This is a genomic window from uncultured Tateyamaria sp., from assembly GCF_947504105.1.
Lineage (GTDB): Bacteria > Pseudomonadota > Alphaproteobacteria > Rhodobacterales > Rhodobacteraceae > Tateyamaria.
Window position 1 is genome coordinate 47,632 of the sequence record NZ_CANNGP010000012.1, and the last position, 20,435, is coordinate 68,066.

Annotated in this window: 17 protein-coding genes and 1 pseudogene; 9 read left to right on the forward strand and 9 right to left on the reverse strand. The window is 58.9% G+C overall.

Features of this window, described 5'->3' with window-relative positions; all coding sequences use genetic code 11:
• The first annotated feature begins 121 nt into the window (after positions 1 to 121).
• Positions 122 to 877 (forward strand): class II aldolase and adducin N-terminal domain-containing protein, encoded by a 756-nt coding sequence (locus Q1A75_RS09900; RefSeq protein WP_299592190.1) that lies wholly within the window; start codon positions 122 to 124, stop codon positions 875 to 877.
• 12 nt (positions 878 to 889) lie between these two features.
• Here Q1A75_RS09900 and Q1A75_RS09905 read toward each other — a convergent pair whose 3' ends face one another.
• Together Q1A75_RS09905 and Q1A75_RS09910 are read right to left on the reverse strand one after the other, a co-directional pair.
• Positions 890 to 1,969 carry a Hint domain-containing protein gene (locus Q1A75_RS09905; RefSeq protein ID WP_299592188.1) on the reverse strand — a complete coding sequence of 360 codons (1,080 nt, stop codon included), beginning with the start codon at positions 1,967 to 1,969 and terminating at the stop codon, positions 890 to 892.
• On the reverse strand, positions 1,966 to 3,564 hold the full coding sequence (locus tag Q1A75_RS09910; RefSeq protein WP_299592186.1) for a Hint domain-containing protein: 1,599 nt from the start codon (positions 3,562 to 3,564) through the stop codon (positions 1,966 to 1,968). The genes Q1A75_RS09905 and Q1A75_RS09910 overlap by 4 nt, the downstream gene beginning before the upstream one ends.
• Positions 3,565 to 3,808: 244 nt before the next feature.
• Here Q1A75_RS09910 and dapE point away from each other — a divergent pair, with 244 nt between their 5' ends.
• Genes dapE through rnr form a run of 4 tightly spaced genes read left to right on the forward strand, consistent with a single transcriptional unit; the run spans position 3,809 to position 8,226 of the window.
• Positions 3,809 to 4,954, forward strand: a complete 1,146-nt coding sequence (gene dapE / locus Q1A75_RS09915) for a succinyl-diaminopimelate desuccinylase (protein WP_299592184.1) — start codon at positions 3,809 to 3,811, stop codon at positions 4,952 to 4,954.
• Positions 4,951 to 5,373 (forward strand): GNAT family N-acetyltransferase, encoded by a 423-nt coding sequence (locus tag Q1A75_RS09920; RefSeq protein WP_299592182.1) that lies wholly within the window; start codon positions 4,951 to 4,953, stop codon positions 5,371 to 5,373. Before dapE ends, Q1A75_RS09920 begins: the two co-directional genes overlap by 4 nt.
• Positions 5,370 to 5,939, forward strand: coding sequence for a TIGR04282 family arsenosugar biosynthesis glycosyltransferase (locus Q1A75_RS09925; protein ID WP_299592180.1), 570 nt, complete (start codon positions 5,370 to 5,372; stop codon positions 5,937 to 5,939). The genes Q1A75_RS09920 and Q1A75_RS09925 overlap by 4 nt, the downstream gene beginning before the upstream one ends.
• A 31-nt stretch (positions 5,940 to 5,970) precedes the next feature.
• On the forward strand, positions 5,971 to 8,226 hold the full coding sequence (rnr, locus tag Q1A75_RS09930; protein ID WP_299592179.1) for a ribonuclease R: 2,256 nt from the start codon (positions 5,971 to 5,973) through the stop codon (positions 8,224 to 8,226).
• Here the strand turns inward: rnr and Q1A75_RS09935 are convergent.
• The gene (locus Q1A75_RS09935) at positions 8,223 to 8,906 is read right to left on the reverse strand and encodes a glutathione S-transferase family protein (RefSeq protein WP_299592178.1); all 684 of its coding nucleotides are present in this window, start codon (positions 8,904 to 8,906) and stop codon (positions 8,223 to 8,225) included. The genes rnr and Q1A75_RS09935 overlap by 4 nt on opposite strands.
• 84 nt (positions 8,907 to 8,990) lie before the next feature.
• Here Q1A75_RS09935 and Q1A75_RS09940 point away from each other — a divergent pair, with 84 nt between their 5' ends.
• Positions 8,991 to 9,710 (forward strand): YafY family protein, encoded by a 720-nt coding sequence (locus Q1A75_RS09940; protein ID WP_299592177.1) that lies wholly within the window; start codon positions 8,991 to 8,993, stop codon positions 9,708 to 9,710.
• 68 nt (positions 9,711 to 9,778) lie between these two features.
• Positions 9,779 to 11,134, forward strand: a complete 1,356-nt coding sequence (locus Q1A75_RS09945) for a lytic murein transglycosylase (RefSeq protein WP_299592175.1) — start codon at positions 9,779 to 9,781, stop codon at positions 11,132 to 11,134.
• Between the two features lie 92 nt (positions 11,135 to 11,226).
• Here Q1A75_RS09945 and Q1A75_RS09950 read toward each other — a convergent pair.
• From Q1A75_RS09950 to Q1A75_RS09970, 5 genes and pseudogenes are all read right to left on the reverse strand, one after another.
• Positions 11,227 to 12,105 (reverse strand): annotated as a pseudogene (locus tag Q1A75_RS09950) (ABC transporter permease); the annotation flags it as partial.
• 11 nt (positions 12,106 to 12,116) lie between these two features.
• Complete coding sequence (locus Q1A75_RS09955; protein ID WP_299592173.1) at positions 12,117 to 13,757, reverse strand: ABC transporter permease; 1,641 nt, start codon at positions 13,755 to 13,757, stop codon at positions 12,117 to 12,119.
• 2 nt (positions 13,758 to 13,759) lie between these two features.
• Positions 13,760 to 14,047 (reverse strand): DUF1330 domain-containing protein, encoded by a 288-nt coding sequence (locus tag Q1A75_RS09960; RefSeq protein ID WP_299592172.1) that lies wholly within the window; start codon positions 14,045 to 14,047, stop codon positions 13,760 to 13,762.
• Between the two features lie 88 nt (positions 14,048 to 14,135).
• Positions 14,136 to 15,245, reverse strand: a complete 1,110-nt coding sequence (locus Q1A75_RS09965; RefSeq protein ID WP_299592171.1) for an extracellular solute-binding protein — start codon at positions 15,243 to 15,245, stop codon at positions 14,136 to 14,138.
• Between the two features lie 81 nt (positions 15,246 to 15,326).
• Positions 15,327 to 16,427 carry an ABC transporter ATP-binding protein gene (locus tag Q1A75_RS09970; RefSeq protein WP_299592169.1) on the reverse strand — a complete coding sequence of 367 codons (1,101 nt, stop codon included), beginning with the start codon at positions 16,425 to 16,427 and terminating at the stop codon, positions 15,327 to 15,329.
• A 191-nt stretch (positions 16,428 to 16,618) separates the two neighbouring features.
• Between Q1A75_RS09970 and Q1A75_RS09975 the strand changes: the two genes are divergently transcribed.
• Complete coding sequence (locus Q1A75_RS09975; RefSeq protein ID WP_299592167.1) at positions 16,619 to 17,770, forward strand: M24 family metallopeptidase; 1,152 nt, start codon at positions 16,619 to 16,621, stop codon at positions 17,768 to 17,770.
• Here Q1A75_RS09975 and Q1A75_RS09980 read toward each other — a convergent pair.
• Positions 17,767 to 19,164 (reverse strand): aspartate aminotransferase family protein, encoded by a 1,398-nt coding sequence (locus tag Q1A75_RS09980; RefSeq protein ID WP_299592164.1) that lies wholly within the window; start codon positions 19,162 to 19,164, stop codon positions 17,767 to 17,769. The two genes, Q1A75_RS09975 and Q1A75_RS09980, sit on opposite strands and share 4 nt — an antisense overlap.
• A 150-nt stretch (positions 19,165 to 19,314) precedes the next feature.
• Between Q1A75_RS09980 and Q1A75_RS09985 the strand changes: the two genes are divergently transcribed.
• Entirely contained in the window at positions 19,315 to 20,397 is a 1,083-nt protein-coding gene (locus Q1A75_RS09985; protein WP_299592162.1) for a polyamine ABC transporter substrate-binding protein, read from the forward strand.
• Positions 20,398 to 20,435 lie beyond the last annotated feature (38 nt).

Genomic DNA, 20,435 nt, shown 5'->3' on the forward strand with positions numbered 1-20,435 from the left:
TGTGAAACTGCCATTTCGACAGGCGGGGTTTGGCTGATGTGGTTTCGCGAGCGGAGTGGGATTTGTATTGATCGAAGCAGGGTCGCCGTGCACGGTTTGATCCAGGCAATGGGAGAGCATCATGACCGTCGCACGGATTCGCCCCAACATGGACAATTGGCAGGAGCGCGTTGATCTGGCCGCTGCCTTTCGCTGGACCGTGCGTTTGAACATGCATGAAGCGGTCGCGAACCACTTCTCCCTTGCCATCAATGACGACGGGACGAAGTTTTTGATGAACCCCAACCAGATGCATTTCTCGCGCATCAAGGCGTCGGACCTGATTGTTGTGGATGCCAATGATCCCGACAGTATGGAGGGGCCAGACGCGCCCGATCCGACAGCGTGGGGGCTGCATGGCGGGATGCATCGGCACTGTGCGCATGCGCGATGTGCCATGCATGTGCATTCACCCTATGCCACGGCTCTTGCGGCCTTGGCTGACAGTACATTGCCGCCCGTCGATCAGAACGGATGCATGTTTTACAATCGTGTGGTGGTTGATGGGGATTACGGCGGCCTTGCCTTCGAGGAAGAGGGTGAACGCTGTGCCAGTCTGTTCGATGACCCGAAGAAGAAGGTGATGGTCATGGGCAATCACGGGATCATGGTGATTGGCGATACAGTGGCCGAAACGTTCAATCGGATGTTCTATTTTGAACGGGCCTGCCAGACCTATCTGTTGGCGCTGCAAACCGGCAAGCCGCTGCGCCTGATTCCGGATGAAGTGGCAGAAAAGACGGCGCAAGAGATCGAGGACTATCCCGAGCAGGATTTGCGGCATCTGGCCGAGCTGAAGGCCATTCTGGACGAGGAAGGATCAAACTATGCCAGTTGATCACCGGCCCGTTTAAGCTGCGCGCTGATCGACCAGCGTAATCGCTTCGAACGGTCCCAGCACCTGGTGAATGGGTCGCGCATGTTCGGGCAGCAGACGGCTTGGGATGTCTGCGAGCACACTTGCATCCAAACGCTCCGCATCGCGGCGAATCCGCCCGATATAGAGACTTTCGACAGCGCAGCCTGCCGCCACGAGTGACTCGTGCCCCGGCAGGATGATCTGCACGTATTCGGTTGTGCTGCCGCACGAGTTCCAGATGGCGGCGTGACCGTTCACAAGGTGACGGGCGGGGACAAGAACCGCTTCTTGGCCAAAGATGTATTCAACCTCGGACCCTTTCAGAACAAGCCGCTGCTCGGGTGCCACGATGATGTCCCGCTGCAGACCGAAATAGGGGGCACGCAAGCGTACCGGGGTAAAGCTGCCGCGCGCAGGAACAGTGTGGCGCACCGTATGCAGCACAGGGATGACATCGCCTGTATCAGTTACAACCGTGTCCCCACGCTGCAAGCTTTCGGCGGGTCTGTATCCGCTTGGCGTCGCGATGGGGGTGGCTGGATGAAGTGATGGCATCGGACCTATCGGAAGGATTTGATCGCTGATGGCGCTAAACAGTACTTCTTGTGAAACGGTGCGAGCGGGATGAGCCAGTACGATGTCGCGCAGATCGTCGGTCAGGAAAGGGCGGGGCATATGAACGGGGCGACTGACGATACGGTTGCCCTCGGGTCGTTCCAATGCAAGGCGTCCCCAGCCTTCGGGTGCGTTCCATGCATAAGTCACACGTAATGTATTGGTGCGACCATCATTGGCCCAGCGGATGGCTGCATGCGTGATATCGGTGTTGTGGCGATGTAGCATCGCGATGCCACCACCCGGTATCGCGCGAAATGAAAGCTCGCGTGGCCATGGAAACGGATGAGCGATCCCGAGCAGCTCGTGCGGCCGTTCGTGCCCGGCCACCTGTGTTTCGAACATCAGCGTGCCGCGTTCTAACATCGGCCCAAGCCTTGGAATCGACACGTCTTTGCCCAGGCCGGTTTTTGAAAACCGACCGTCCTCGTGATCGTTGACGCCGATCCAGGTCATGCGGCGGCACGCGCCTTGCGCCATAGACCGGCCTCGTATCCGCGCAAGGTACGGCGCGCCGCCGGGCCGTACCCTTCGCCCGTTTCTGGGTCGAGTTCAGGGAAGATGCTGCAAATCTCTTCTACGATCTCGCGCTCGAAACTCTTGGTCGTCTGAGGGCCGGGCAGGAAGCTTTCGGTTGCCAAACCGCCCGAGAACACAACCTGATGTTTGTCGAACATCAGGTGGACATAGGTGACTGTTCCGCCCTCACGCCGGGTGACGGAGCGGTCGTTGACCAGATCCTTGGCTGCGACCAGGACTTCCCGGTCGCCAAACAGCAGTTCAGCCAGGCTGTCGCGGATTAACACGCGGTGCAGAGGAGAGACCATGACATCATCATGTTGGCCGAATGTGCCTGCCCGGATCAGGATTGGGGCATATTGATCTTGTGCCGCAACGGTACGCATTCCGACCCACCGCAAGGGCTGCGCGCCGTCGTCTTGCGTATGGACAAGATCCCCTTCGCTCAGGCTTTCTACCGGGACCTCGCCCTCGGGCGTCGAAATCAGGGTGCCCACCACGAAACAGGGGATGGATGTTGCGTTGACGAAACCGACATCCGTATTGTTGCCGTCTGTGACGGTGTAGGTGAAGTTGAAGTCTTCTTCGTCACCGTCGCCAACAACGGTCAGTTCGCCGTTGGGCCCGATCGTGACCTGTTGTCCGGTCGGCAGGGTGATTGTCGTGCCGATCCCGGTGACGGAATCGTAGCTGACAGGCTGGCCGTTGATATGCGTGATTGTCAGCGTGCTGCCCACGGGCGACACATCGTTGTCGAGTACGTTGAACGATGTTGTCCCGTCCGGGTAGACGTTCACGTCATCGCCAACGGCAACCAGAGATGTCTGAACCGAGTCCCCGGCAATCAACAGGTTGGAATCGAACTGGCTGTCCGCAACATCAGCGATACCGATCCGGATCGAATTTACCACGTCCGGGTTGACGACCATGGTCAAGGTCAGGGTGATCGTGAACCCGTCCATTTCGGTATTGAAGTCATCATTTGAGTTGTCGACGAACATGTTGATGTTGTTGGTGGTGTTGATGTTTCCTGGGTCGGTATCGCCGTCACCAACTTCCATTTCAACAAGGTCGCCGTTGACCCAGACGCCCACAAAGTCCTGGTAGATCGAGTTCTGGAATTCGGGATACTCTTCCGAGCTGAAAACGAATTGCATCGTCATCAGGTTTCCATCCGGAATAAAGTCGACATCCAGATAAGATGCGTCGAAGGTTCTTGCCCCTGCCGCCGCATTAAACTGGCCATTGTTGTTTTGTCCCGAGGTGTTGGTCGACGTGTTGGTCGCCTGGTTCTCTTGACCGGAGGAGTTGGTAAAATCCTCAACCTCGCCCGTTGACAGGATGACACCGGTATCGCCTGGGGTCACGCCGGGCGAGATGCTGTCACCGTTCGAATAGATCCCGGCACTGTCCCGGTCGCCGGTATACGACGCTGACACCACCTGAACGCCGTCGCCAAAGATGGCATCTGCCATATCGGACGCATCAACGCCTTCGCGCACCGTTTGAATCGGAAGCTCTGCTGCCGGCATGTTTGCCCCACCCCAATAGTTGCGGACAGAACAAGCGCAGCGCACGCGGTTGATCCGCGCGTCTTGTGTGCCTTTTTATGCACTTGGGTGGCCGCACGTTGGCGGCCGAACTGCTGATGCCCTGCCTCGGGTCATATTATTGCCCTGACCCTAGCACAGCTATTTGCGGGCTGTTAACTGTCTTGGCGGCGTAAGGTGTTCGCAACGCGTCCTTTTCGCCACATGCTTGCAAAGGGGCTTATTCATGCAACCTGTTGATCCTGCTGCTCTGACCGCTGAACTTGTGCGCTGCCCGTCGGTGACACCGATGGATGCGGGGGCTTTGGATATCCTGCACGACCTGTTGTCGTCGGCTGGTTTCGAATGTGCATGGGCTGATCGTGGCGGCATTCGCAACCTCTTTGCCCGTTTCGGTGCCAAGGGCCATGCGCGGACCTTTGGTTTCAACGGGCACACGGATGTGGTGCCGATCGGCAATGCCGGGGATTGGACCATGCCGCCCTTCGGTGCCGAAGAACGCGATGGCGTCATGTACGGTCGCGGCACGACGGACATGAAGTCGGGCGTCGCTGCCTTCGCCGCCGCCGCCATCGATTTCGTTACGAACACGCCGCCGGATGGCGGGATCATCTTGGCGATCACAGGGGATGAGGAGGGAGACGCGGTCGACGGGACGACCGCCCTATTGGCGCATATGGAGGAAGAGGGCGAAGCGATGAGCGTCTGCCTTGTGGGTGAGCCGACCTGCCCCGACACGATGGGCGAAATGATGAAAATCGGTCGGCGTGGATCAATGACCGCTTGGTTCAGCGTCACTGGTGTGCAGGGTCACTCTGCGTATCCGCATCGCGCCAATAATCCTCTGCCCCCGCTGATGCGTCTTATGGACCGGTTGGCCAGTCACGAGCTGGATCAGGGTACGGATCACTTCGACCCGTCCACCCTTGCCGTGGTCACGGTGGATACCGGCAACCCGGCCACCAACGTAATTCCTGCGCAAGCCCGCGCGGCAGTGAACATCCGCTTCAATGATATCCATTCGGGTGACAGCCTGACCGCGTGGTTGAAGGCGCAGACGGACGAAGTGGCAAGCGCCTATGGTGTTGAGATCGACGTAACGGTCAAAGTGTCTGGCGAAAGTTTCCTGACCCCGCCGGGGCACCTGTCTGACCTTGTGGCCGCGGCAGTCGAAGCTGAGACCGGGGTGAAACCAGTTCTCAGCACATCTGGAGGGACTTCGGACGCGCGGTTCGTGAAAAACCATTGCCCGGTTGTCGAGTTTGGGCTGGTTGGTCAGTCCATGCACAAGGTTGATGAACATGTGGAGGTGGCACATATTCGTCAGTTGAAATCGATCTATGCCCGCATCTTGCAGGACTATTTCAAGTGACTTGGCAGATCGAACAGACCGACGATTTGGCCGCATGTCATGCGCTGCGGCGCACCGTATTCATCGAAGAACAAGGTGTCAGTGAGGCGGAAGAGGTGGATGGCCGGGACAAAGATGCATTGCATGTTTTGGCTCATGTTGAGGGCACGCCGATGGGATGTGCACGCATTCTGGTGCAAGGCTCCGTCGCCAAGATAGGGCGTGTATGCGTGTTGAAAGAGGCGCGTGGCACGGGCCTTGGTGCGGCGATCATCCAGGCGTGTCTTAATGTTGCCCGCCGACAGGGCGGTGTTTCGAAGGCCAAGCTTGGCGCACAGACCCACGCGTTGGCATTCTATGAACGGCTTGGATTTGCCGCCTTTGGCCCGATCTATGATGATGCCGGTATACCGCACCGCGATATGGAGCGGCCGCTTTGAGGTCCACGCTGGTTGTTATGTTGAAAGTGCCCAAACCGGGCCGCGTCAAAACGCGTCTGGGTCGAGATATCGGTATGGTCGCGTCTGCGTGGTGGTTTCGACATCAAGTGGGCGCGCTTTTGCGCCGGATTGAAGACCCCCGCTGGCGCGTGGTGCTTGCCGTTGCGCCTGATCACGAGGGGATGGGCAGTCGTGTCTGGCCGGGACGGTTTGAGCGGTGGCCGCAAGGTAGGGGCAACCTTGGCGACCGGATGATCCGGATGATGCGACAAGCAGGTGGTCCGGTCTGCGTGATCGGGGCTGACATCCCGGATATCACCAGAAAGCGTATCTCAAAGGCATTCGCGGCGCTGGGCAACCATGATTCAGTCTTTGGGCCTGCGCCGGATGGCGGGTATTGGCTGATTGGGGTCAAAGCAGGCTCTAAATTGGGTAAATCGGCATTGAATGAGGTGCGCTGGTCAACAGAACATGCGCTTGATGACAGCCGTGCGGCGCTGGGTATGCCCCGTGTTGCACTGGTCGACACATTGGCGGATGTCGACACAATCGACGATTTGCGATGACGCCCCTGTATGTGCGTGCTACCTCGAACCCATGAGCCGTATTCCCACAAAATCCGAGATACTGGACTGGATTTCCGCCAATCCGACCCTGACTGCAAAGCGTGACATCGCCAAGGCCTTCGGGATCAAAGGTGCTGCGCGTATCGACCTCAAACGCCTGCTGAAAGAGCTGGAGGCCGAGGGGCATCTGGAAAAGCGCAAGAAGACGTATCAGGACCCGGACCGCCTGCCACCTGTCAGTGTTCTCCAGGTGGAAGAGCCAGATGGTGACGGTGATCTGTTTGCCCGCCCGATGGAGTGGCAGGGCGAAGGGGTCGAACCCAAGATCCTGGTCCTGCCGCGCGCGTCTGATCCAGTCCTTGGACCCGGGGATCGCATTCTTGCCCGTCTGACATTGGTCAAGCACAGCGATCATAACTACGAGGCGCGTTTGATCCGCCGTATTGGCACCAACCCGCGCCGTATATTGGGCGTGTTTCGTGCCGGAGCCGAGGGCGGACGTATCGTGCCTGTCGACAAGGGCAGTGACAAGGAATGGTCAGTGCCTGCTGGCGCGACCCACGGTGCCAAGGATGGTGAGTTGGTGGAGGCCGAACAGGCAGGCCCCAAGAACCGGATTGGCCTGTCGCGCGCGCGCATCGTTGAACGTTTGGGCGATCCGTCCGCGCCGAAAGCAGTGTCGCTGATTGCGATCCATGAACACGGTATTCCTGACGCCTTTCCTGATCCGGTGATCGCCGAAGCCGATGCGCAAAAGCCCAAAGGCCTGAAGGGCCGGGAAGACCTGCGGGACATGCCGCTGATCACCATCGACCCGTCCGATGCGCGGGATCACGACGACGCGTGCTATGCCCATGCCGACGACGATCCCAAGAACGAAGGTGGGCATGTCATCTGGGTGGCGATTGCGGATGTCGCAGCCTATGTGACGCCCGGTTCTGCGTTGGACCGCGAGGCGAAGAAGCGGGGTAATTCGACCTATTTCCCGGATCGGGTTGTGCCCATGCTGCCAGATCGGCTTTCGGGCGATCTTTGTTCGCTGCACGAGGGCGTGCCGCGCGCCTGTATCGCGGTGCGGATGCAGATCGACGCGCATGGCGAAAAGATCGGGCACAGCTTTCACCGTGGCCTGATGCGCTCACCCGCGTCGCTGCATTATGAGGAGGTGCAGGCCGCCATTGACGGGCACCCGAACGACCGCACACAGCCCTTGTTAGAGCCTGTTTTGCGGCCTCTTTATGCCGCTTACGCGGCTTTGGTCGAGGCGCGCAAACGCCGTCAGCCGCTTGAGTTGGACCTGCCGGAACGACAGATTGTTCTGGACGAGGATGGCACGGTGCGGTCGGTGGCCTTCAAGGACCGGCTGGATGCTCACCGTCTGATCGAAGAGTTCATGGTACTGGCGAATGTTGCCGCGGCTGAGACGTTGATTGCAAAGAAAACACCGCTCTTGTTCCGAAATCACGAAGAACCTTCGCCGGACAAGTTGGACAGTTTGCGGGAAACGGCGCAAGCGGCAGGGCTGACCCTTGCCAAGGGGCAGGTGCTGAAGACGGCGCATCTGAACCGGCTGCTGGCGCAGGCGGCGGACACGGAAGATGCAGAGCTGATCAATATCTCGACACTGCGGTCGATGACGCAAGCCTATTACAGCCCACAGAACTTTGGGCATTTTGGACTCGCCTTGCGCAGCTATGCGCATTTCACATCGCCCATCCGGCGCTATGCTGACCTGATTGTGCACCGGGCGCTGATTGCAGCACATGGCTGGGGCAAGGACGGGCTGACGCCGGAAGACATCGAGAACCTGGAAAAGACGGGCACCCACATCTCGGACACGGAGCGCCGATCCATGGTGGCGGAGCGGGACACGACGGATCGTTACCTTGCCGCGTATCTGAGTGAGCGTGTGGGCGACGAGCTTGAAGGCCGTGTGGCTGGAATTGCCAAATTCGGCATCTTTGTGAAGCTGGATGACAGCGGGGCGGACGGTCTTGTGCCGATGCGGTCCATTGGTGCGGAGTATTTCCATTTTGACCGCGAGGCGAACACGCTGATGGGGTCCGACACCGGCATGATCATCGGTTTAGGGCAGCGCGCGACCGTGCGCCTGGCCGAAGCGGTGCCTGTGACGGGCGGCATCGCTTTGGAGCTTCTCACTCTGGACGGACAGGACCTGCCACGCGGTCGGCGCAGCCCGGCAGGTCGCAGTCCGCGCCGCAAACCTGCCAATGCCAAACGCCGGTCGGACAAGGCCAAGCGCAAGGTGAGCCGCAAGCGGCGCTAACCCAGCGCCGCCTCGACCCGTTTCATGTAGTCGACCAGCATCACGTCCTGTTTTACCCGGCGTGAGAGTGCCGTACCCCCGGGGGTGGAGGCCATGGCGCCGAGCATGGCGGCGACACTGGCGTCTGCCGCACTGGGTTTCGGTCCGAACAGGAACGGGCCGTGCCACAGGCGATCGGTGATGGCCAACAGATCCGGCTCGATCCGCTCACCCGCGGTCAAGCGGCCAAGGCCTTGCGCATCCATGCCGCGCAAGAGCATGCGGCGGATGCTACGCGTGATGAATTTGCGCAGGAAAGCGGGGATTGCAGCAAAATATGTGTCTCTAACCAGGGGCCAAACGGCCTTGTCCCCCCAACGATCCATAACAACGTGGAAGTACATGTGCTCTTCGGCCATGCGGATGAAGGCGCGCGACGTGGCGCGGTCCAGATCGCTCAGCCCTTGGTCAAAGCGGGCGCCGTGCTCTTCCAGCCAGGCGCGGATATTGTCGCTGTCGCCGATGATCTCATCATCGACCCAAAGGGCGGGCAGCTTGCCCTTGGGCCAACTGCGCGGATCAGCGGTGTCTTTGCGCTGCCACTGCAGCCCGGACAGGTTCAAAAGGTACAGCGCCTTGACGCAGAACGGGCTGCCGCTGGGTTGGCCAAAGGCGGGAGGGTAAGTCACAAGGGTCAGCATCTTTCTCTCCTCAAAATAAATTCTGAGCTTGAGATATCGAGGCATACTGTCAGAAACTGGCAGCACATGTGATATGAATGAAGCATGACCAGAACACACCGCCTTTTTCAGTTGATGCAGACCTTGCGGCGGCTGACGCCCCCCATCACGGCGCAATCGCTTGCCCATGAAATGGACGTGTCGCTGCGCACGATTTATCGCGATATCGACGAGTTGCGTGGCCTTGGCGCCGTTATCGATGGGGAGGCGGGGTTCGGCTTTACGCTGATCGAAGATGCCTCATTGCCCCCACTTGGTTTCGAGAATGACGAGTTGGAAGCGTTGGTTCTGGGGCTGCGCGATGTTGCAGTCATTGCGGATCCCGCCCTTGCGAAGGCGGCGACGTCCGCGCTGGCAAAGATTCAGGCCCGCGTGCCGCCGAAACAGGCGCACCGGTTAAAACATGCCGTGCTTGATGCACGGCGGTATTGGCGGCCTGATCCGCCACGCATTGATGTGGGCACGCTTCGACAGGCGGCATGGGACGAGGTAAGTGTGCACTTTGCCTATCAGGATGCCAAAGGCGACCAGACCGAGCGGACAGTCAAACCGCTGGGCATCGTCTACATGGAAAATACCAATGTTCTGTTGGCGTGGTGTCACCTGCGCGAGGACTTCCGCGTGTTCCGTTTGGACCGCATGGATGAGCTGTGTGTGACGGACCAGAGCTTTCGCCCGCACCGTGTTTCGCTACTGCGCGATCACCTGGCGCGCATCAGGGCAGAAGTTCACGAAGTGGCGAAGGACCGCGCCCATTTCGACTGAGCCTTTGCCGGACGGCTGATTTTCGCTACATTGGGGAAAACGCGGCACAAGCGATTATGAGGCAAAACATGCGGTGGGCAGTCACCCTTAGCGCGGCAGGCAGCGCGATTTTCATTGCTGGCACAGCAATGGCACAGGCCATTCCATCTTCTATCAGGCCGGAACAGCGGCCCGTTGTGGATACGGTTACCCGGACACAGACCTTGTCACCACTTGATGTGACAACTCTAACGGTGGTGCGTCCACAGCTGCGTCCGGCCGCGGTGCAAGCATCATCCCCACCGCGTGTGGAAGCATCAGCGTCCAATGCGGATTTTCAGCGATGGATCAGGGACTTCAAGTCACGTGCACTGGCTCAAGGGATCAGTGGTGCGACCTTTGATCGGGCCTTTGACGGGGTGAGTTATGATCCGGACGTGATCCGGTTGGATCGAAACCAGTCAGAGTTTACCAAGACAATCTGGGAGTATCTGGACAGCGCAGTATCAGACCGGCGCGTGCGCAACGGCAAACAGGCATTGCGTGAGCATCGGGATGCGTTGGAGGCCATCGAGGCGCGTTACGGTGTTGCCAAGGAGGTGGTTGTTGCCGTTTGGGGACTTGAGAGCAGCTATGGCAGTATTCGCGGGTCGAATGATGTTGTGCAAAGCCTTGCGACACTTGCCCATGACGGACGGCGGGGAGAATTCTTTGAGGGGCAGTTGATTGCGGCGCTGAAGATCCTGCAAAGTGGGGACACCAGCCCCCGTAACATGACCGGATCTTGGGCCGGGGCGATGGGACATACGCAGTTTATGCCGACATCCTACCTTGATCATGCCGTGGATTTCACGGGCGACGGTAAGCGTGACATCTGGTCGGACAATCCCACGGATGCGCTGGCATCGACGGCAGCCTACTTGGCCGGGTTTGGCTGGATCAAGGGCCAGCCTTGGGGCGTTGAAGTAAAGCTGCCATCCAATTTCGACTATGCGAAAGCCAGCCGCAAAGTGACCCGCATGCCGTCCCAATGGGCCAATCTTGGGGTTGTTGGTGTCGATGGTCAGCCGGTTCCTGACTATGGTTCTGCGTCGATCCTGTTGCCCGCAGGCAGTCAGGGTGTCGCGTTCATGATTTTCAAGAATTTCGAGGTGATCGAGCGGTACAATGCGGCAGATGCTTATGTCATTGGCGTGGGGCATCTGAGCGATCGGATTGGCGGCGGGCAAAAGTTCCAGGCGGAATGGCCTCTGGAGGATCGTGCTTTGACCTTTTCGGAGCGCAAGGAAATGCAGCGTCGTTTGACAGCTGCGGGCTTCAGTACGCAGGGCGTTGATGGCCGGATTGGGCCAAAGACCTTGGAGGCGGTGCGCACGTTTCAGCAGTCACAGGGATTGGTTGCGGATGGATATGCGTCACTGAACTTGCTGAAACGCTTGCGGTGATCCGAAGGGCGCCTGCAGCGACGCCATTGTTTGGTGGGGGCGCTGCCCCCGCCCTTCGGGCTCCCCCGTGGTATTTCCGGTCAGAAGAAGGCTTAGCCGGGTGATAGCCCGCGCAACCGTTCGCTGCGGCGGCGAAGGAGCTCAACCGTTGTCAGCAGCGCGATGGAGATCACGACCAGGATCGTCGCCACTGCAAGGATTGTTGGGCTGATCTGTTCGCGCAGGCCGATGAACATTTGCCAAGGCAGAGTTTTCTGGCTGGCTGATCCCACAAACAGAACCACGACGACTTCATCGAACGAGGTGATGAAGGCAAAGAGGCCGCCCGATATGACGCCGGGCAGGATCAGCGGCATCTGTACGCGGAAGAAGGTTGTGACCGGTCCTGCACCCATGTTGGCTGCTGCGCGTGTCAGGGAGTGGTCAAAGCCGACCAGCGTTGCGGTGACCGTGATGATCACGAACGGGATGCCAAGCACGGCGTGGGCCAGCACGACTTTGACATAGCCGACGAACCCTTTGTCCAAGCCAAGCGTGCCCTCAAGCCAGTTGCCGAGCTGGGCGTAGAAGAAGAACATGCCTGTGGCCGAGATGATCAGCGGCACGATCATGGGCGAAATCAGGATGGCCATGATTGTCCCTTTGAACGGCACATGGCTTTGGCTGAGGCCGATTGCGGCAAGCGTTCCGAGGCTTACCGAGATGATCGTTGCCAGCGGTGCGATGATCAGCGAGTTCTTGAGGGCCAACTGCCATTGTGGGTTGGTGAAGAAGTCGCGGTAGTGTTTGAGCGAGTACCCTTCGGGATCAAGCCGGAGCATTTCGGGCGTGAAGGTAAAGAAGTCCTGTGCGTTGAACGACAGGGGCATGACCACCACGATGGGTGCGACCAGGAAGAAGAATATCAGCCCGCAAATGACCCGGAAGCTGTAGTACCAGATGCGCTGACCCAGCGTGGCGTATGGAGGAAGGCCCATGGTTGTTATCCCAGCTTGACGTTGTCGATGCCCACGATCTTGTCGTAGGCCCAATAGAGCACCAGCACGGCGGCCAGCAGGATGGTTCCAAGCGCGGCGGCAAGGCCCCAGTTCAGCGATGACGAGATGTGGTAGGCGATCCGGTTCGAGATGAAGACACCCTTGGTCCCACCCACGATTTCGGGCGTGATGTAGTAGCCGATAGACAGGATGAAGACGAGGATGCTACCCGCGCCGATGCCTGGAACAGACTGAGGGAAGTAGACGCGCCAAAACGCGGTCCAATTGGTGGCGCCCAGTGATTTGGCGGCCCGCAGGTAGCTGGGCGGGATGGTTTGCATCACCGAATACATCGGCAGGATCATGAACGGCAGCAGGATGTGCGTCATGGCAACGATGGTGCCGAACTGGTTGTTGATCATGATCAGGCGGTCGCCGTCACCGACAAGGCCGATCCAGACCAGCACATCGTTGATCACACCTTGCTGTTGCAGCATGACTTTCCAGGCTGATGTCCGCACGAGGAGCGAGGTCCAGAATGGCAAAAGAACGAGGATCAGGAGCAGGTTCGCCTGTCGCATTGGCAGGTTGGCGAGCAGCCACGCGATGGGATAGCCCAGCGCGATGCAGGAGAAGGTGATCAGCAGCGACATCCAGATTGTACGACCGAAGAGTTTCAGCAGGATCTGTTTGTCGTCGGGTTGCCAGGCGACCCCATCAGGCGTTTTCTGCGCATCGACAGCGTTGAGGAAATAACCTGATGTGTAGGTGCTGGAATGCGTTTGAATTGTCTTCCAGACCGTTGCTCCGGCCCAGTCTTCATCCATGTCTGCAAAGGCGGTCGCCATCGCCGGAACGGGCAGGTCAGCGGTCTGGGCCTCGGCCAGCAAGTCAGCGCCCGGTCCTGAATATGCCGAAAGGTCAGCGGTTCTGAGATCCAGCGCAAGGGCGGTTGCAACGGCTTCCCATGGGTCGCGGGTGGCCGGGTCACGACCTTGCTGCGTGGCTGTGTAAACAGCCCACGCCGTGTAGGCCCGTGTTGTCTTGGGCAGCAGGTTGTACAGGGTCGCGTCCGGTGCAAAATTGACCTCATCACTGGCTGGTGAGCCCGTGAGGGCCGCGACACGCTTGCGCTGCAGGTCAAGCAGAGCGGTGTCGGCGTTGTCTGTGGCATTGAAGATGCCGTGCCATGTTTCGCCGTCTTTCCAAGCGTTGTTGAGCTCTTCGAGCGGTTTTTGCGTTTCCTTGCCAATGTCATCGAGCGCGCGCCCGGATTGGCGGAACAGGGAGGAGACACCGGTCTGTTCATAGTTGAGACGCGTTCCGAGCCGTGTGTGGCGCTTGGCCTCGGCTGCGAGGAACATGTCGAAATACAGTGCTTCGTAGACGGCCTCGCTGGGCGTTTTGCCAGCGTTCGGGTCCCAGTCCGCTAATGCTTCGACCGTCATGGGAAGTGTGTTTTCGACGATCTGGTTTTCGACCGAGCGGAACAGCATTGACGCGATCGGCACGATGAATGTGATCAAGACAAAGATCAGGAGTGGCGCAATCAGCCCCAATGCCCGCAGTTTCTGACGGCGCAGGGCGCGTGCGAGGCTGCGTTTCAGCGGGGTGCCGTCGGCGGCAAGCATTGTTGCGTCACTCATGGTCAGACCCCTTCGACCACGAGGATGGTGCTGGTGGCGGAGCGGTGACGGATCTTGGCAACGTCCTGATATTCCGGGTCATTATAGGCGTCGAGCGCTGCTTGGTATGACGGGAATTCGAAGACGACATGACGGTTCTGGGTGTCACCTTCCATTACGGTGGCCTGGCCGCCGCGAACGATGGGCACAGCGCCAAGACGCAGAAGGATCGGCGTGTCCTTTTTGATGTACTCTTTGTACGCCTCAGGATCGTTCACGGTGATGTGGCCGATGATGTAACCTTTGGGCATTGTCCGTCCCCCTTGGTGGTGCAAGGCGGGGACACCCCCGCCTTGCGATTGTTATGTAGCAGGGCGGAGCGAACTCCGCCTTACCCGCTTATTGTGCCAGCCACGCCTGGAATTTGGCGTCGATGTCGTCGCGGTAGTCCGCCCAGAACTCGTAGTTGTAGAGGAACGTGTTCTGCGCGTTGTTGGGGTCGGTTGGCATGTGTGGTGCCATGTCGATGCCCAGTTCCGCGTGTTGACCAACCAGCGGTGCCGAGGACGCGCGTGCAGGGCCGTACGAGATGTACTTGGCCTGGTCTGCCAGACGCTGTGTGTCGGTTGCGAACTTGATGAAGTCACGCGCACGTGCTTCCCGCTCGGGGCTCAGGCCTGTTGGAATGATCCAACCGTCAAGGTCGAACACCTGCGCGTCCCACAGCATACCAATCGGCTGCTTCTGCTCTTCGATGGCTGCGAACAGGCGACCGTTATAGGTCGAACCCATCACTACTTCGCCATCTGCCAGCAGTTGCGGCGTGTCGGCACCCGCGGACCACCAGATCACGTCGTCCTTGATGGTTGCCAGCTTGTCGAGTGCCTGCTGTTGGCCATCATCAGTGGCCAGAACGTCATAGACGTCGTCCTTGGCCACACCGTCACAGAGCAGCGCCCATTCCATGTTGTTGATCGGACGTTTTTCCAGCGACCGCTTGCCGGGGTACGCTTCGGTGTCGAAGACAGCGCAAACGCTTGTAGGCGCTGTGTCGCCAACCAGGTCGGTGCGGTAGCCAAAGGTCGTGGAGTATACGATCTGCGGAATGAAGCAGTCGCTGACCAGCAGATCACCGAAATCATCGGCGGCGGAAGTGCCATCTGGTGCGGCAGCCAAGTCTTCGTCCGGGTCGATTTCCAGCGCCAGACCTTCGTCGCACAAGCGGATCGCGTCGGCGGCGACAACGTCAACGACGTCCCATGTGACGCTGCCCGCTTCGTTCATGGCGCGCAGTTTCGCCACGGCCTCGGCCGAGCTTTCGTCCCACACGGCGCTGACACCATCGTTCATTTCCAGATAAGGCGCGACATAGGCATTTTGCTGGCTGGACTGGTATGCACCGCCCCAGCTGACAAGAGTCATGTCGCTGGCCATGTGGCCGTCGGCGAATGCCGTGCCTGACGCAAGCGTCAAAGCAGTTGTGGCAAGTAGGGTCTTGGTGAGTTTCATGAACTTACTCCCATTGTTAACGCCCGTTTGAATTTTGCGAAGGCCGGACCACGGGCGTCGCCCTGGCCTTCTTCTCTTTGCTCAGGCGTCAAGCGCCCGGCAATCCTGTGGCAACCACCCGATGTCGATCTGGGTGCCCGGTGTCAGGCGCACCTGATCGGGGGCGTTGCGTGTCTTGATGACGAAATCGTCGTTTCCGGCGACGCGCAGTCGCGTACGGAAGATATCGCCCATGTAGATGAACTCGAGCACCTCAGCCTTGAGTGTATGCGCATCGGGGCTGAGACGTTCCTTGTTCATCTCGACCCGTTCAGGCCGGATCGAAACGCGGGTGCGCTGGCCAACTTCAGATACGTTTATCGGCTTTGCATCGATGATTTCACCATCGTCGAGCGTCACTTCGCACTGGTCGCCGGTGATCTTGCTAATCGTGCCCATCAGCGTGTTGTTTTCGCCGATGAACTGCGCAACGAAACTGTTTTCGGGCTCTTCGTAAAGTTGGTCTGGCGGTGCGAGTTGTTGAATGCGGCCATCGTCGAAGACAGCGACGCGGTCGGACATCGTCAAAGCTTCGGTCTGGTCGTGCGTTACATAAACCGTAGTGATACCCAGATCGTGCGCCAGACGCGTTACTTCGAATTGCAGCGTTTCGCGCAGTTGTTTGTCGAGCGCGCCAAGCGGTTCGTCCATCAGCACCAATTCAGGTTCAAATACCAACGCGCGGGATAGCGCGATCCGTTGCTGTTGGCCGCCAGACAGTTGCGCCGGGCGACGGCCTGCAAAGTCCTGCATCTGCACCATGCCAAGCGCGCGCATGATTTTTTCCTCGCGCTCGGATTTGCCGATCTTGCGTACTTCGAGTGGGAAACTAAGGTTCTCAGCGACCGTCATGTGCGGGAACAGGGCATAGTTTTGGAACACCATCCCGATCCCGCGCTTGTGCGGCGGAATATTGTTAATGGGTTTCCCACCCAGCTTGATCTCGCCATGGGTGGCTGTTTCAAACCCGGCCAGCATCATCAGGCAGGTCGTCTTGCCTGAACCCGACGGTCCGAGCATCGTCAGAAACTCGCCCTTGGGCATTGAGAGGTTGAGATCTTTGACGACGAGGATTTCGCCATCATAACTCTTCTGCACACGCTCGAATTCGACGAACGCGTGGTCGGTCGTAGTGTTGGCCAAATCTGGCTCCCCGTTCTTTTGGCGATCTTGCGCCGCCGCTTTGACGCAAACTAAACCGAGGTGGTTGTCGCAATGCAACCAACTATGACGGAAAACAACGATTGGTAGCGCAATCCGGTCGGAATCACTGCACTGTTGTGCGTTTTTAGGCAATGTACCCGCGACGTTGAAACAGTGGAGGCGGGGGAATCATGTCATACGCATTTGAAGCTGGTGAGTATCACGCGCGCTTGGTGCAGGTGCGGTCGGCTATGGCGCAGGCTGATCTGGATTGCCTGCTGGTCACTGATCCGTCGAACATGGGGTGGCTGACAGGCTATGACGGATGGTCGTTTTACGTGCACCAGGGTGTGATCGTAACCCATGACGCTGATCCGATCTGGTGGGGTCGTTTGCAGGACGTGGCGGGCGCGATGCGTACGACTTGGATGGGCGACGGTGGCGCGGTCGGATATGACGAACATTACATTCAAACCTCAACCCGGCACCCAATGGAAGACCTTGCTAGCCGTCTCTCTGGTCGTGTTGGGGTCGAGATGGACAACTACTATTTCTCTGCCAAGGCATATGCGGTGCTTGAAACCGCAGGGCTTGAGTTGGTTGATGCCACGTCGCTCGTGAACTGGTGTCGTGCTATAAAATCGGATGCCGAGATTGCCTTCATGCGCAAGGCGGCACGCATTTCTGAAGCAGTAGTTGACGGTATGGCACAACGTATCGTTCCGGGCGTGCCAAAGAATGAGGTGGTAGCGGCAGCATATAGCGATGCCATTCTGGGCGTCGACGGAGACTGGGGGGACTATCCAGCGATTGTGCCCCTTGTGCCATCAGGGGCAGATGCAGCCGCGCCACATCTCACATGGAATGGCGATCCGTTTCGGTCAGGAGAGGCGACAACACTCGAGATTGCAGGGTGTTACCGTCGATATCACGTGCCATTGTGTCGATCGGTGTTCCTTGGGCACCCACCGGACGAGATGAAGCGCGCCGAAGCCGCAGTGATTGAGGGGCTGGAGGCAGGAATTGATGCCGCCCGTGCAGGCAATCAGGCGCGGGATGTTTCTGCCGCCTTGAACAGTGCCTTGGGCAAGGTCGGGATCGAACGCACCGCGCGCTGCGGGTATCCCATCGGTCTAAGTTATCCGCCCGATTGGGGAGAGCGTACCATTTCGTTCCGGACTGAGGATGATACGGTGCTTGAGCCAAACATGACGTTCCACTTTATGCCCGGCTTATGGATGGACGGGTGGGGTCTTGCCATCACAGAAAGCATTCGGATCACCGAAAGCGGACCGGCAGAGTGTTTCTGCGACCACCCAAGAGGAATGATTGTAAAGGCCTAAGTGGCAGGCTTGAGCATGTCGCCGTCTTTCAAATGCGCATAGCATTCGTCCAATGCAGTCCGCGCGCGACGTCCCAGTTGTTCAATTTCGTCTGGCGAGATCACCAACGGCGGCGATATGACCATCCGATCATAGACGTGGCGCATCACCAGATTATTGGCGAAGCATCGTTCGCGGCACATGAACCCTGCGGTGCCCGCGTCCATCGCGAACTTGGCGCGGCTGTCCTTGTGCGGAGTAAGCGCGAGCGACCCCATCATGCCGGCGATCGTCGTTTCTCCTACCAAAGGATGGTCTGCCAACCCGTGCCACATCTCGTGCAGGGCGGGCATCGCGACGCTGCGGACATGGTCGAGGATGTTTTCCTCTTCCAGAATGCGCAGATTTTCCATAGCGACGGCAGCGGCAACCGGGTGGCCGGAATAGGTGTAGCCGTGGTTGAACTCGCCCGAGCCGATGACCTCGGCCACCTCGTCACATACGATAGAGCCGCCGATCGGCTGGTAGCCGGAGCTCAGCCCCTTGGCGATGGTCATGATATGCGGTTTGATCCCGAGGGTTTGGCTGCCGAACCAGTTGCCAGTACGGCCAAATCCGCAAATCACCTCGTCCGCGATCAAGAGGATTTCGTACTTGTCGCAGATGCGTTGGATTTCCGGCCAGTATGTGCTGGGTGGGATGATGACACCGCCCGCACCTTGGATGGGTTCAGCGATAAAGGCGGCAACCTTGTCCTCGCCATGTTCCAGAATGGCGGCTTCCAGTTCCTGCGCCCGCGCCAAACCGAAGTCTTCGGGCGCTGTATCACCGCCTTCAGACCACCAGTTGGGCTGGTTGATGTGTACGATCCCGGGGACCGGCAGGCCACCCTGTTCGTGCATCGCCGTCATGCCACCCAGCGACCCTGATCCGACGGATGAACCGTGATAGGCGTTCTTGCGGCTGATCACGATCTGCTTTTGGGGTTTGCCCTTGATCGCCCAATAGGTGCGGACCATGCGCAGATTGGTATCGTTTGCCTCGGACCCAGATCCGGCAAAGAAGACGTGGTTCAAATCCCCCGGGGCCAGTTCGGCAATCTTCTGGGCCAGCGCGATGGCGGGCACGTGGGTCGTTTGGAAGAAGGTGTTGTAGTAGGGCAGTTCGCGCATCTGGCGGGCTGCGACATCTGCCAGCTCGCTGCGGCCATAGCCTATGTTCACGCACCAGAGGCCAGCCATGCCATCGAGGATTTCGTTCCCCTCACTGTCATGCAGGAACACTCCCCTGGCTCGCGTGATGATACGTGCGCCCTTTTGCGCCAGCTCTCCGCCCGCGGTGAAAGGGTGCATATGGTGCGCGGCGTCCAGTGCCTGAAGCTCGGACGTGGGCATGTGATTGGTGATAGCGGGCATGGAAACCTCGGGTGTTTTAGAACGTGCCGAGAATATGGGCAGCGTGCGCGCCGTCAATCCGCCATCTGCAATCTTGCTGGACGCGTGAGGTAAAAGTTGGTTTCATGCCTGCTGACCCGGGCTCACCGGGCGTGATACGGGGAGTACATCATGAAAACTACACTGCTGAGTTCTGTCGCAGCTTTTACCCTGGCGGGCGCTGCGCTTGCAGACGAAGTGCGCGTTTACAACTGGTCTGACTACATTGACGAAGACCTGCTGACGAAATTCGAAGAAGAGACCGGGCTTGATCTGGTTTATGATGTCTTCGACAGCAACGAGGTTTTGGAAACGAAGATGCTGGCCGGCTCTTCTGGCTATGACATCGTCGTGCCGTCGGGCACCTTCTTGCAGCGCCAGATTAGCGCCGGGGCATTCCAGAAACTGGATGCATCCAAGCTGCCCAATGCCGAAAACCTGTGGGATGTGGTCGAGGCGCGCACGGCGCAGTACGATCCAGACAACGCATATTCCATCAACTACATGTGGGGCACTACCGGCATCGGCGTGAATGTTGGCAAAGTTCAGGAAATCCTGGGCGAGGATGCCCCGCTGGGATCGCTTGATCTGCTCTTCAAGCCTGAGAATATGGAAAAGCTGCAGGCTTGCGGCGTGCATTTCCTTGATGCGCCAACCGAGATGATTCCTGCAGCGCTTCAATACATCGGTGAAGATCCGGACAGCCATGAACCTGACGTTTTGGCCAAGGCGGAGCCGATCCTGATGGGTGTGCGTCCTTACGTGCAGAAATTCCACAACTCGGAATACATCAACGCGCTGGCGAATGGTGACATCTGTGTCGCCTTCGGTTGGTCCGGTGATATCCTGCAGGCGCGTGACCGCGCTGCCGAAGCCGAGAACGGCGTTGAGATAGCCTACAATGCGCCGAGCGAGGGTGCCTTGATGTGGTTCGACCAGATGGCGATCCCTGCGGACGCGCCGAACCCCGAGGGTGCGCATGCGTTCCTGAACTTCATCCTGGATGCGCAGAACATGGCGCAAGCGTCAAACTATGTGTACTACGCCAACGGCAACGCAGCCTCGCAAGAGTTCCTAGTTGAGGATGTGATCGGTGATCCGGCGATCTATCCGGACGAGGCGACGCTGGAAAATCTCTATACCACCACCCCGTATCCGGCCCGCGTACAGCGGACGGTCACGCGGATGTGGACCAAGATCAAGTCCGGCACCTAACGCCGACTTCCGGGCGCGGAGGACCCCCCGCGCCCATT